12 protein-coding genes are annotated in these 11,869 nt (G+C 72.4%); 3 read left to right on the top strand and 9 right to left on the bottom strand.

What is annotated here, in order from left to right; translation table 11 throughout:
* Positions 1-3: 3 nt before the first annotated feature.
* Positions 4-1,152, top strand: coding sequence for an acyl-CoA dehydrogenase family protein (locus ACZ7M3_RS31110; protein WP_472067441.1), 1,149 nt, complete (start codon positions 4-6; stop codon positions 1,150-1,152).
* Between the two features lie 5 nt (positions 1,153-1,157).
* Entirely contained in the window at positions 1,158-1,928 is a 771-nt protein-coding gene (locus ACZ7M3_RS31105; protein ID WP_472067439.1) for an SDR family NAD(P)-dependent oxidoreductase, read from the top strand.
* Between the two features lie 12 nt (positions 1,929-1,940).
* On the opposite strand, the gene ACZ7M3_RS31100 is transcribed toward ACZ7M3_RS31105, so the two are convergent.
* Together ACZ7M3_RS31100 and ACZ7M3_RS31095 are read right to left on the bottom strand one after the other, a co-directional pair.
* Positions 1,941-3,206, bottom strand: a complete 1,266-nt coding sequence (locus tag ACZ7M3_RS31100; RefSeq protein WP_472067437.1) for an amidohydrolase family protein — start codon at positions 3,204-3,206, stop codon at positions 1,941-1,943.
* A 1-nt stretch (position 3,207) separates the two neighbouring features.
* Positions 3,208-4,188 (bottom strand): CoA transferase, encoded by a 981-nt coding sequence (locus tag ACZ7M3_RS31095; RefSeq protein WP_472067435.1) that lies wholly within the window; start codon positions 4,186-4,188, stop codon positions 3,208-3,210.
* Between the two features lie 101 nt (positions 4,189-4,289).
* Between ACZ7M3_RS31095 and ACZ7M3_RS31090 the strand changes: the two genes are divergently transcribed.
* The gene (locus ACZ7M3_RS31090; protein WP_472067433.1) at positions 4,290-5,327 is read left to right on the top strand and encodes an enoyl-CoA hydratase/isomerase family protein; all 1,038 of its coding nucleotides are present in this window, start codon (positions 4,290-4,292) and stop codon (positions 5,325-5,327) included.
* Positions 5,328-5,393: 66 nt separating this feature from the next.
* Here ACZ7M3_RS31090 and ACZ7M3_RS31085 read toward each other — a convergent pair whose 3' ends face one another.
* The 7 genes from ACZ7M3_RS31085 to ACZ7M3_RS31055 form a co-directional block, all read right to left on the bottom strand.
* Positions 5,394-6,122 carry an enoyl-CoA hydratase-related protein gene (locus tag ACZ7M3_RS31085; protein ID WP_472067431.1) on the bottom strand — a complete coding sequence of 243 codons (729 nt, stop codon included), beginning with the start codon at positions 6,120-6,122 and terminating at the stop codon, positions 5,394-5,396.
* A complete protein-coding gene (locus tag ACZ7M3_RS31080) occupies positions 6,119-7,414 on the bottom strand; it encodes an amidohydrolase family protein (RefSeq protein WP_472067429.1) in 1,296 nt (431 codons plus the stop codon). The genes ACZ7M3_RS31085 and ACZ7M3_RS31080 overlap by 4 nt, the downstream gene beginning before the upstream one ends.
* A 62-nt stretch (positions 7,415-7,476) precedes the next feature.
* Complete coding sequence (locus tag ACZ7M3_RS31075) at positions 7,477-7,794, bottom strand: hypothetical protein (protein ID WP_355304732.1); 318 nt, start codon at positions 7,792-7,794, stop codon at positions 7,477-7,479.
* Positions 7,760-8,143, bottom strand: coding sequence for a hypothetical protein (locus tag ACZ7M3_RS31070; RefSeq protein ID WP_472067427.1), 384 nt, complete (start codon positions 8,141-8,143; stop codon positions 7,760-7,762). Before ACZ7M3_RS31070 ends, ACZ7M3_RS31075 begins: the two co-directional genes overlap by 35 nt.
* Positions 8,140-8,847, bottom strand: a complete 708-nt coding sequence (locus ACZ7M3_RS31065) for an ABC transporter ATP-binding protein (protein ID WP_067374631.1) — start codon at positions 8,845-8,847, stop codon at positions 8,140-8,142. The genes ACZ7M3_RS31070 and ACZ7M3_RS31065 overlap by 4 nt, the downstream gene beginning before the upstream one ends.
* The gene (locus ACZ7M3_RS31060) at positions 8,844-9,554 is read right to left on the bottom strand and encodes an ABC transporter ATP-binding protein (protein ID WP_229889501.1); all 711 of its coding nucleotides are present in this window, start codon (positions 9,552-9,554) and stop codon (positions 8,844-8,846) included. Before ACZ7M3_RS31060 ends, ACZ7M3_RS31065 begins: the two co-directional genes overlap by 4 nt.
* Positions 9,535-11,652 (bottom strand): branched-chain amino acid ABC transporter permease, encoded by a 2,118-nt coding sequence (locus ACZ7M3_RS31055; RefSeq protein WP_472067425.1) that lies wholly within the window; start codon positions 11,650-11,652, stop codon positions 9,535-9,537. Before ACZ7M3_RS31055 ends, ACZ7M3_RS31060 begins: the two co-directional genes overlap by 20 nt.
* Positions 11,653-11,869 lie beyond the last annotated feature (217 nt).

The following is an 11,869-nucleotide window of genomic DNA, read 5'->3' as shown; positions in this document are numbered from 1 at the left end:
GTCGTGCGCCGAGAACTCTTCACCGCCGACCACGAAGCGTTCCGGCAGCTCGTCCGGGAGTTCGTGGCCAAGGAGGTGGTCCCCCACTACACGGAGTGGGAGCACGCGGGCCGGCTGCCGCGCGAGCTCTTCGGCAAGCTCGGCTCGCTCGGAGTACTGGGCATGTCCATACCCGAGGAGTACGGCGGAGCGGGCCTGCACGACTACCGCTACAACGTCGTACTCCAGGAGGAGGCAGCCCGCGCTCTCGTCACGCTCGGCACGGTGCGCACCCAACTCGACGTCGTCCTGCCGTACTTCCTCGCGTACGCAGACGAGGACCAGCGTGAGCGCTGGTTCCCCGGCCTCGCGGCGGGCCGGCTCCTGACCGCCGTCGCCATGACCGAACCCGGCACGGGCTCCGATCTCGCGGGCATCCGCACCACCGCCGTACGAGACGGGGACGCGTACGTCCTCAACGGGGCCAAGACGTTCATCACGGGCGGTCTCCTCGCCGACCTGGTGATCGTGGTGGCGCGTACGTCGACCGATCCCGACGACCGGCGGGCGGGCCTGACGCTGCTGGTCGTGGAGGACGGCATGACCGGGTTCACTCGCGGCCGGGTGCTCGACAAGATGGGCATCAAGGTGCAGGACACCGTGGAGTTGTCCTTCGACGAGGTGCGGGTCCCGGTCGCCAACCGGCTCGGCGAGGAGGGCGCGGCCTTCGGCCATCTCGGCCACAACCTTCCCCAGGAGCGGATGACGGTGGCGGTCGGATCGGTCGCGCAGGCGAGGGCGGCACTCGAGACGACCCTCGCATACGTCAAGGAGCGGCAGGTGTTCGGGACTCCGGTCGCCTCCTTCCAGAACACGAAGTTCGAACTCGCCGCGGTGGCGGCCGAGATCGAGGCCGCGCAGACGATGCTCGACCGCGCGGTGCGCGAGCTCGTCGACGGCGAACTCTCCGGCGCGGACGCGGCCAAGGTCAAACTGTTCTGCACGGAGATGCAGGCACGCGCGGTCGACCGCTGTCTGCAACTCTTCGGGGGGTACGGGTACATCCTGGAGTACCCCATCGCCCGGCTGTACGCGGATGCGCGCATCACCCGCATCTACGCCGGCACGAGCGAGGTCATGAAGGTCATCATCGCCAAATCCCTGGGACTGTGAGCATCATGGCGGACTTCTCCAGCAGGACCGGCGTCGCGTTCGTCGCGGGCGGCACCGGCGGCATCGGCGCGGCCGTCGTGCGCATGCTGGCCGAGCGCGGCAGCGACGTGGCGTTCACGTACCGCACCAGCCAAACCGGGGCAGACGCCCTGGCCGCCGAGGTGAAGGCGTACGGGCGCCAAGTCCTCGCGGTGCGCCTCGACCTGGGCGACGAGCGGGCCACGGCGGAGGCGGTCGCCGAGGCGTCCGACGCCTTCGGGGGCCTGCACACGCTGGTGTACGCGGCGGGCCCGCATGTGCCGATGGTGCACCTCAGCAAGGTGACGCCAAGTCAGTACCGGGCCCAGCTCGACGCAGACGCGGTGGCGTTCTTCAACCTCGTCCATCCCGCGCTGCCCCGGTTGCGGGAGACGCGGGGCTCCATCGTCGCCGTCACCACCGTGGCCACCCGCCGGTTCCCCGTGCGCGACGGGCTGTCGTCGGGCACGAAGGGGGCGGTCGAGGCGGTGGCGCGGGCGCTGGCCGCCGAGGAGGGCCGCTACGGGGTCCGCGTGAACTGCGTCGGCCCCGGCATGCTGACCGACGGCATCGCCGCCCGTCTGATCAGCTCCGGCGAACTCGACACCGAGGCCCTGGACATCACCCGGCGCAACATCCCGCTGCGCCGTTTCGGCGAGGCGAAGGACATCGCGGAGGCGGTGGCGTTCCTGGCCTCGGACCGCGCGGGCTTCATCACCGGGCAGGCACTGGGTGTGGACGGCGGGTACAGCGTGTAGTGCCCTGGGTGTTCACTCCGGTGGCGTGATCCGCCGTCCGCCGACGAACGTCGCGCGTACGACGTCGGCGGACATGAGGTCGAGGGCTTCTTTCAGCGGTACGTGGAGGAGGCACAGGTCGGCGACCGCGCCGACCACCAACCGCTGTACCCGGGAGGGGTGTTGGGGCTCCCCCGCGAACAGGTCCAGCGCCGCGCGTGGGTCCACCGCCTCCCCGTTGGAGCGCTCGACGGCCGCCCGCATCACCGCCCAGGGGTCGGCACTTCCGTACGGCGCGTCGGTCCCGGCGGCGAGCGGAATCCCCGCCTCGGCCAGCGACCGGCAGCGGTACAGGTGGGCCTGGTCGTCCGGGTCCACATCGGTCGCGTACTCCCGTCCCCGCTCCACGGGAAAGTGCGGTTGCGTCACGACCGTCACGCCGAGCCGCGCGAGCCAGGGCATGGTCTCGGCCGGGATCACCGACCCGTGCTCGATCCGGTCGCCCGCGACCGGCCCGGCCTCCTCCAGGGCGAGCAGGGTCACGAGCAACTGCACTCGGGTCACGCAGTGCACGGCCACCGGGCGGGGCCGCACGGCCGCCACCGATGCCGCCAGTTCACCCGGCGTCGGCAGGGTCGCGTCGTCGAGCAGGAACTTCACCGGCGCGTCGCCGATCCCCATCACGACGAGCCGCTGCGGCAGCACCGACAGCAACTCCGGCAGGTCCTGGCCCGGATGCGGATCCGCGTTGGTGAACCCGGTGATCCCGTACGCCGCGGCCCGGGACCCCACGCCGCGCAGATCCAGCCGTACGGGCGGAGTGAACCCACGCAGCCGCTCGTCCTCCCGCCAGAACCGCCCGTCACCCCCGTCGCCCCCGCCGTCCAGACCAGCCCGCAACGCCGCACTGTTCCACATCCACAGCGCCCCGCTGCGATGCTGGACCCGCACCGGCCGATCGGGCGCGAAGTCGTCCAGCACCCACCGGTCGAGCTCGCCCGCGACGCTCTCGTGGTAGCCGACGGCCCGCACCCACTCCCCCGGCGGCCCGCTCCGCAGGGCCCCCACCAGTCCGTCCCTGTCGCCCGCCTCCGCCGGACCGACCCGTACCGACGCGGCCTCGGCCGCCAGTGCCGCCAGGTGTACGTGGTGGTCGTGCAGGCCGACCAGCAACGCGCCGCCCCGGCCGACGACATCGCCGCGCCCCGCCCGCCGTCGGCCGATCCCGACGACCCGTCCTCCCCCGAGGCGCACGTCCACCCTGCCGTACCCCTCGACCTCCACGTCCGTGATCAGCACGTCAACGGCTGTCGGTGAGGGCGGCTGCACAGGCGGCCAGGGAGAGGCCGAGCAGCTCGCCTCCGCCGTCGGCCAGTGAGCGGGCGACGGCGTGGGCGGCGAAGACGCCGGTGACGGGGTCGGCGAGCGCGTCACCCAGAAAGACGGGGTCGCCGACGCGGTCGAGGCCGGTGAGCCCGCCCGCGACCGCCGCGTCGTCGCCGAAGGCGATACGGTCCTCGTCGCGCCCGTAGCCGGTGATGCTCAGCCAGACACGGCCGGGGCGGGCCGCGAGGAACTCCTCTGCGTGGATGCCCAGTCGGCGCAGTGCCCTCGGGCGTGACGCCTCGATGACGACGTCCGCCTCGGCGACGACCTCGGCGGGCACGCCGGAGGCGAAGTCGAGCACCAGGCTCTCGTGTCCGTCGTGCAGCCAGCGGTAGAAGGCGGGCGATCCCCTGCGCGCGCCGTCCGGTCTGGTGGTGCTCTCCACCTTTACCACCCGGGCCCCGGCCTCCCCCAACAGCCGTGCGCACAGGGGGCCCGCCCACAGGGCCGAGAAATCGATGATCCGCAGCTCTGCCAGGTCCCGTGGGTTCGCCGCCCCGCCTCGCTCGGCGCGTACGGGAGCGCGGGTGCCGCGGGCCGAACCGTGGGCGGCGGCCGCGATCCCGAGCAGTTGCGCGTGCGCGGCGACGTCGGTCGCCGCGGCGCGGTGCGCCGCCTCGTGCGGTTCCTCCGTCCCGGCTCCCCCGAGCAGCGCGACGAGAGCGGGCACGGCGGCCAGGTCGTCGGGGCGGGCCAGGTTCACGGCGGCCCAGCCGTCGGCGGTCTCGAGGAGATGGCAGGAGCCGCCGGCCGAAACTCTGCCGGGGAGAGGGCGGCCGGTGAGGCGGGCACGGAGGAAGAGGGCGGTCGGCAGGTCCACGGGCACGCCGGTGAGGCCGGTGAAGGCCTTCGCCACGTCGTGGAGGGGGCCGAGGAACGGCTCGACGGGCTCCATCCAACTCCGGAGAGTGTCGTTCTCCAATTCATGAACCCCCTTCTCGTCCGTGGCGATCTCCCATTACACTCCAGTCGCCGCCGGTTGGGGAGGGGAACGACATGGCCTTGGACTCGCCCTTCCACCTGGTCGACCTCGACCGGGAGGCGCCGGTGCGGGCCGACGCGAAGGATCGGGTTCTCGTCGGCGTGGCGGCGGAACCGGTCGACGCGGGCCCGGAGTTCGACATCCTGCTCACCGGTGTCGCCGCTCCCCCGCGACCGTGGGTGGGGTGCGCGGACCTGGACGCCGTCGCCCAGCGCCTCGCGGCGGTCGTCGCGGCGCAGCCGGCCGCCTCCGTCGCGCTGACACAGGTGCTGCGCATGGGCGGGCATGTCACTGCGCCCGAGCGGCTGGTGCTCGAGTCCCTCGCCTACTCGGTGCTCCAGAGCGGCGCGGGCTTCCGTGCCTGGCTGGCCTCGGCGCGCCCGCGCACTCCACGTCCGGCCGCCGAGCCCGTACGGCTGCGCCGTGACGGCGACCGGCTTTCCATCACCTTCGACCGGCCGTGGGTGCGCAACGCGTTCGACGCCGGGACCCGGGACGCCCTCTGCGAGGCGCTGCACGTCGCCGTGGCGGATCCGTCGATCGCGCACGTCGACCTGTACGGCAGCGGTTCCGCGTTCTGCAGCGGAGGTGACCTGGCGGAGTTCGGGACCTCCCGCGATCCGGCGCAGGCGCACCTGCTGAGGGTGCGGCGCAGTCCGGCCGCGCTGCTGCAGGAGTGCGGTCCCCGGGTGACCGCGCATCTGCACGGCGCCTGTGTCGGCGCCGGGATCGAACTGGCGGCGTTCGCGGGGCGGGTGCTGGCCGCGCCGGACACGGTGATCCGGTTGCCGGAGGTCGGGATGGGGCTGATCCCGGGCGCGGGCGGCACGGCGAGTCTCCCGGTCCGGATCGGCCGGGAGCGCACCGCGTATCTCGCCCTGTCGGGCGGCACGCTGAGCGCAGCGGAGGCGCTCGGCTGGGGCCTGGTCGACGAGATCGGCGAGGTCACCGTGGCGGGCGTCCCCTCGCCACCCGCCACGGCCACCGCTACCCCGTCCGCCACGGCGTCGGACGCCCCCTCCTCGTCCGACGCGACGGCGGCCGAGCGCTGAACCCCCCGCGCTCCGGTCAGCGGGCGCCGTGGGCACCGTACGACGGCCGTCGGGGGACGCCGCGCGTCAGCTGCCGTTCCACACCGGCGTCCTGCGTTCCGCGAAGGCGCGGGCGCCCTCCGCCGCGTCCTTGCTGCGGAACACCGACAGGACCTCGTCCGGTTCGGCCCAACGGCGTTCCCTTATCAGCTTCTTGGTCATGGCGACGCCCAGCGGACCGTTGGCGGCGATCCGCCCGGCCAGGGCGAGCGCCTCCTCCCGTACCCGGTCGGCGGGGACGGCACGGTTCACCAGGCCGGCCCGCTCGGCCTGCGCAGCCGTGACCGGATCGCCGGTCAGGCCCATCTCCAGGGCGACCGCCAGCGGCACCCGGTCGGCGAGCGTCGTACCGCCCCCTGCCGCGAACAGGCCCCGCTTGACCTCGGCGATCCCGAGCCTGGCGTCCTCGGCCGCGACGACCAGGTCGCAGGCCAGCACCATCTCGAAGCCGCCACCGAGCGCGGAGCCGTTCAGCGCCGCGATCACGGGGGTGCCGATGCCGTCGCGGAAGAACCACACCAGGCCGTCGAACTTGCCGCCGCCCTTCGCGAACGCCTTGAGATCCATGCCGGCGCAGAACACGGTTCCGGCGCCCGTCAGGACGATCGCCCGGACCCCCGGATCGGCGTCCGCCTCCCGCAGGACGTCCGACAGGTCGTCGATCAGCTCCGGACACAGGGCGTTGCGGGCCTCGGGCCGGTTCAGGGTCGCGACGAGGACGTTGTCGATCCGTTCGATCAGGACCAGGTCGCTCATCGGGCGGCGCCCGTCGCCGCGCGCGCCCGGGAGCGGTACGCCTCCAGCTTCTCGGCGGGTTCGATCAGACGGTGGCTGCGCGACTGGACGGAGACGTCGTGGCCCTCGGCCCGCTTGCGCAGCGCTCCCACCGTGGCCTGCTCGCGCGGGACATGGGTGAAGGGATCGAAGGAGTACCAGCGCATGGCGTTCTCGTGGGTCATCTTGTCGATGTCCGAGTCGGACACGTCGAAGCGCTCCATCACGCCCATGAGTTCCTCGGGTGCTTCCGGCCACATCGAGTCGCTGTGCGGGTAGTCGCACTCCCAGGCGATGTTGTCGATGCCGATCTCGTGACGGAGCTTCACCCCCATCGGGTCACTGATGAAGCAGGTGAGGAAGTGCTCCCGGAAGACCTCCGACGGCAGCTTCCCGCCGAAGTCCTGGAGGGTCCAGGCCGCGTGCATCTCGAAGGTGCGGTCCACCCGCTCCAGGAAGTACGGGATCCAGCCCGTGCCGCCCTCCGACAGGGCGATCTTCAGATCGGGGAAGTCCTTGACCGGCTGGGACCACAGCAGGTCGGCGGCGGCCGAGACGATGTTCATCGGCTGCAGGGTGATCATGACGTCGGGCGGCGAGTCGACCGCGGGGATCGCCAGCTTGCCCGAGGAGCCGATGTGCACCGACAGGACGGTGTCGGTGTCGGACAGCGCCCGCCAGAGCGGGTTCCAGTACGGGTCGTGGAAGCTCGGGTACCCGAGCACCGCGGGGTTCTCGGTGAAGGTCAGCGAGTGGCAGCCCTTGGCGGCCACCCGGCGGACCTCCGCCGCACACAGTTCGGCGTCCCAGATGACCGGGATCGCCATCGGGATGAACCGCCCGGGATGCGCCCCGCACCATTCGTCGATGTGCCAGTCGTTGTACGCCCGTACCAGCGCGAGCGAGAAGTCGGCGTCCTCCGTGGCGAACAGCCTGGCCGCGAACCCCGGGAAGGACGGGAAGTTCATCTGGGCGAGGATGCCGCCCGCGTTCATGTCGGCGACGCGCTCGTTCACGTCGTAGCAACCGGGACGGATCTCGTCCAGGGCCTGCGGTTCGAGGCCGTACTCCTCCTTGGGCCGACCGGCCACCGCGTTCAGCGCGGCGGTGCGGATCACCGTCTCCCGGAACGTCCAGGTGTCGGTGCCGTCGTCCTGGTGGACCAGCTGGGGCGCGTCGTCCTTGTACCGCTCGGGGAGGTGGTTCACGAACATGTCGGGGGGTTCGATGATGTGGTCGTCGACGCTGATGAGGACGAGATCGTCTCGATCCATGACGGGTTCCCTTCCGGAAGGGGAGAGGCAGGCGGCTCGGGTGCGGGCTTGAGTGCGTACGGCTAGTCGGAGGCGGGCAGCGGCTTGGCCGCCTTGATGGTCATCGGGACGCCGTCGCAGCTCAGTTCGCCGGTGCCGGAGGAGGTGCAGAGCACTTCGAGGGCCCCGTCGGCGTCCACGTACCGCTTGCCGATGAGGGTCACGGCCTCAGCCGCGCCGCCGGGCGCCGGCTTCGCGGCGGTCGCGGGGACCATCGGAGCGCCTCCGCAGGAGAGCCGGACCGAGCCGCCGGCGGGGGCGCGGACGACGACCACCCGCGTGCTGCAGACGGCGCTGGCGAGCTGGTCACCGGGGCGCGGCGTCGTTACCGGTGGGGTCATGGTGGATGTCCCTTTCGAGCAGGCGATCGGCGAGCAGGTTGATGTCGTAGGACTGGCGGGCCATCCAGAACCGCAGGAAGCCGGTGAGCGAGTACCGCAGGAAGAGCGCCGAGCCCACCACGGTCGCGCAGACGCCCCCCAGTCCGAGTGCGAGTCCGTCGCCCTGGACGAGCGGGTCGACGGTGTTGTGGGACACCAGGTAGCCCGACACGCCGAGCACCAGACCGCCCACCATCAGCAGGACTCCGAGGCGCAGCCAGAGGGTGGCCCGGGCGGCGGCCGGGTCGGGGATCTTCAGTCCCGCCAGTTCTCGGACGAAGCGGTCCGCGCGCGGCTCGGTGGTGGTCATGCGGAACTCCCCAGGTAGAGGGCGGACAGTTCGGCGCGCAGCCCGCCGTCGGGGTGGCCCTGCCGTTGGACCCGGCCACGGACGAGGACGGCCGCGTGGTCGGCGATGTCGAGGACGGCGGCCGCGAACTGCTCGACCACCAGGACGGCCACGCCCTGCCGGGCGATCTCGGCGACTTGTTCGTAGAGCCGGCCGACGATCAACGGAGCGAGTCCCATGGAGAGTTCGTCGAGCAGCAGGACGGCGGGGTCGGTGGCGAGGCCGCGGGCGAGGGCGAGCATCTGCTGCTCACCGCCGGAGAGGGTGCCGGCCGCCTGCGAGGCGCGGCGGTGGAGGATCGGGAAGCGCTGGAAGGCGATCTCCTCGATCTCCGCGCGGCTGCGGCCGGTGAAGGTCATCATCAGGAGGTTGTCGCGGACGGACAGGTTGGGGAACACGCCGCGGCCCTCGGGGATCAGACAGACCCCGGCGCGTGCCAGGTCGCGGGGGTCGGCTCCGGTCATGTCCCGGCCGCCCAGCCGGAGACGGCCGGATTCGAGGGGGTGGACTCCGGAGGCGACGCGCAGGGTGGTGGTCTTGCCCGCCCCGTTCGGGCCCAGCAGGGCCACCACCTGCCCGGCGGCGACCTGGAGGTCGACGCCGTGCAGGACCGTGATCCGGTCGTAGGCGGCACGGACGCCGCTCAGTTCGAGAATGGCGCTCACGCGTCCCCCAGGTAGGCCGCCAGGACGGTCTCGTCGTTCCGGATCACCTCGGGCGGGCCGGACGCGATGACCTTGCCGAGATCGAGTACGTACACCTCGTCGCACACCCCCATGACGAGGCTCATGTCGTGTTCGACGAGGACCACGGCCGTGCCGTCGTCGGTCAGCGAGCGCAGCAGCGCGGCGAACCGTTCGGTCTCCTCGCTGTCCTGTCCTGCGGCGGGTTCGTCGAGGAGGAGCACCTTGGGCCGGATGACCATCGCGCGGCCGACCTCGACCAGTCGGCCGACTCCGGTGGGCAGTGCGTCGGGCGGGCTGTCGGCGAGGTGGGTCAGGCCGAGCCTGGTGAGGGTCTCGGTGACGGCGTGGTGTGCCCGGCGCCGGTCGGGACCGAGTTCGGCCGCGACGAGGAGGTTGTCGCGGACGGTGAGTCGGCCGAAGAGCTCCAGCCGCTGGAAGGTGCGGGCGAGTCCGCGCCGGGCGCGGCCTGCGGGGCTGGTGCGGGTGACGTCCTGGCCGTCGAGGAAGACCTGTCCGGAGGAGGGTCTGCGCAGTCCGGAGGCGACGTCGAACAGGGTGCTCTTGCCGGCTCCGTTGGGGCCGATGAGTCCGGTCACGCGGCCCGGTTCGGCGCTGAGGGCGACGCCGTCCAGAGCCCGGTTGCCGCCGAAGGCGACGGTCACTCCGCTAATCCGCAGCGAGGCCACGGGCGAGCACCTCCCTGTCCTCGGGGCGCCAGGCGCGCCGCAGTCCCCACCACTCGACGGGAACCTCCGGTTCGGTCGGTGCGGCGGTCTGCCGGGCCGTCGCCCAGATCCGCAGCGCCACCCCCGTGGCCACCGAACAGCCCAGGAACGTCCAGCCGTTGATCAGGTCGCCGAGCCGCAGGACCCACAGCAGGGCGAGTACGCAGAGCAGGCCGGGCAGGGCGATCCGGTCCCGGCCGAGCGGCTCCCACTCGCGGCGGAGGCGGACCACGATGCCGTCGGGGTTGTGGCCGAGTCCGATGCCGGCGAGGCCGGGCAGCAGGGCGACGAGGTTCTGCGCCCAGGGCGCCACGGCGACCAGCGCGTTCGTCGGGCCGATGTACGCGGTCCCGGCGAACAGTCCGTTGCCCACCGCGCCGAGGCCGCCGACCACCGCGACGAGGAAGATCGGCAGTCCCGCCACCAGGTTGAACTGGTCGGCGGTGATCGACCGTTGCTGCATTCCGTACAGCGCGCCGCCGAGCCCGGCGATGCCCGAGGAGAGCGCGAACACCAGGACCTTGGCCCGCAGCAGGCTGCCGCCGAGGGTCGCGTAGGCGGCCTCGCTGTCGCGCAGCGCGATCAGCCGCCGCCCGAACCGGCCCCGGCGCACCGCCGCCACGACCAGTGAGGCGAGCGCGAGGCAGACCGCCGCGAACACCAGCTGCTTCGCCGCGGTGTCCAGTGCGAGGCCGAAGAGCCGGGGTCCGGCCACGTCCACCGCGCCCTGGTCGAACAGGGCGATCCGCATCCCGAACAGATGGAAGGACGGCAGGGTGAAGATCCACCGGTCCAGGGCGACCGCGAAGGCGGCGGTCCCGAGCGCCAGGTACACCCCGGACAGCCGCAGTGCGGGCAGCGCGACGACGGCGCCGGCCACCGCGGAGACCAGGATCGCGGCTCCGAGGGCCCAGAACTCCCCGTGCGCGCCGAGGTGGGCCCAGACGACGGCCCCGATCCCGGCCATGCTCAGCTGGCAGAGCGAGATCTGCCCGGCGTACCCGGCCAGGGGTACGTACGACAGGGCCACCACGCCGAGCGAGAAGATGGCGCCGTAGGTGATGAGGTCGGCCTCGCCGAGGACCGAGGCCAGTACCGCGCCGAACGCGACGACGCAGACGGCGAACACGGCCGTGCCGCGGGCCGTCGGAACCGGCACCGGGCGCAGCTTGCGGTCCCGGCCGCGCAGTCGCCGGTGCGGGAACGCCAGCAGGGCCACGAACAGCAGCAGCGCGGGGGCGGCCAGCCTGAGGCCGGGCAGGTAGGCGTTCTGCGGGAGATAGCCGGTCAGATAGCTCTCCATGCAGCCGACCACGATCGCGCCGACGAAGGTCAGGGGCACGCTGCGGAGCCGGCCGAAGATGGCCGCGGTGTAGGCGCTGACGATCAGCAGCGAGAGCTGGGCGGCGTCGAGGGTGACGGTCGGCGCGATCAGGATGCCGCCGATCGCGGCGAGTTGGGTGCCGAGGATCCAGGCGGTCTTGTTGGCCCGTACGGGATGGGCTCCCGTCAGCCCGACCAGGGCGCGGTCGTCGACGGTCGCCCGCATCTCGGCGCCGGGGCGGGTGCGGTAGAGCAGGATCCGCAGGCCGACCGCGACCAGCACCGCGACGGTCATGGTGAGGGCCTGGTGCCAGGTGACCACGGCCGAGCCGATGTGGAAGGGCTTCCGGTCGGCGAAGAACGTGGGCAGCGTGCGCGGCACGTTGGGATCCCAGACCCAGCGGGCGACGGCGATGAGGCCGCTCAGCAGCGCCACCGTCGTGACCAGCCGTTCGGCCTCGCCCAGCGCCTGGACGGGCCGGAGGACGACCTTCTCGACGAACAGGCCGAAGGCCGGGGCGAGGACGAGCAGGACCACGGCCAGCGCCACCGGTACCGGCCAGTCCCAGCCGCCGGTGAGTTGCCAGTAGGTGAAGGCCGACAGCATGCCCGCCGCGCCGTGCGCGAAGTTGAAGACGCCGGTCGTCGTGTAGGTGAGCACCAGTCCGCTGCCGATGACCGCGTAGATCGCGGCGGTGCTCAGGCCGACGATCCCGAAGGTGAGGAACTGCTCCATGACGGGCCGTCACTCACACTCTCGCCGGGGCCGGCGAGGACGAACGGTCTCGGCGGCCGGTCGGCCGGGAGGCGGTGGCGGCGGCGGTGGTGCCATCTGCTGCAAGGCGTACTTGGCGACCGCCCCCAGGGCGGCGAAGGGTGTGGGCTGGTTCAAGGGGTCTCCTCCTCGGTGCTGTCCCCGAGCGGCCGGCGGGAACAGGTGATCGCCCCGGCCA

Source organism: Streptomyces sp. NPDC111656, from assembly GCF_055656965.1.
Note: the sequence above shows the minus strand (reverse complement) of the source record. Positions and strands in the feature narration are given on the sequence as shown.

What these genes read in the sequence shown, in the direction of transcription:
- ACZ7M3_RS31105 (WP_472067439.1), top strand. Translation starts at nt 1,158, where the DNA reads ATGGCGGACTTCTCCAGCAGGACCGGCGTCGCGTTCGTCGCGGGCGGC.
- ACZ7M3_RS31095 (WP_472067435.1), bottom strand. Translation starts at nt 4,188, where the DNA reads ATGGAGCCCGTCGAGCCGTTCCTCGGCCCCCTCCACGACGTGGCGAAG.
- ACZ7M3_RS31090 (WP_472067433.1), top strand. Translation starts at nt 4,290, where the DNA reads ATGGCCTTGGACTCGCCCTTCCACCTGGTCGACCTCGACCGGGAGGCG.
- ACZ7M3_RS31085 (WP_472067431.1), bottom strand. Translation starts at nt 6,122, where the DNA reads ATGAGCGACCTGGTCCTGATCGAACGGATCGACAACGTCCTCGTCGCG.
- ACZ7M3_RS31080 (WP_472067429.1), bottom strand. Translation starts at nt 7,414, where the DNA reads ATGGATCGAGACGATCTCGTCCTCATCAGCGTCGACGACCACATCATC.
- ACZ7M3_RS31075 (WP_355304732.1), bottom strand. Translation starts at nt 7,794, where the DNA reads ATGACCCCACCGGTAACGACGCCGCGCCCCGGTGACCAGCTCGCCAGC.
- ACZ7M3_RS31070 (WP_472067427.1), bottom strand. Translation starts at nt 8,143, where the DNA reads ATGACCACCACCGAGCCGCGCGCGGACCGCTTCGTCCGAGAACTGGCG.
- ACZ7M3_RS31055 (WP_472067425.1), bottom strand. Translation starts at nt 11,652, where the DNA reads ATGGAGCAGTTCCTCACCTTCGGGATCGTCGGCCTGAGCACCGCCGCG.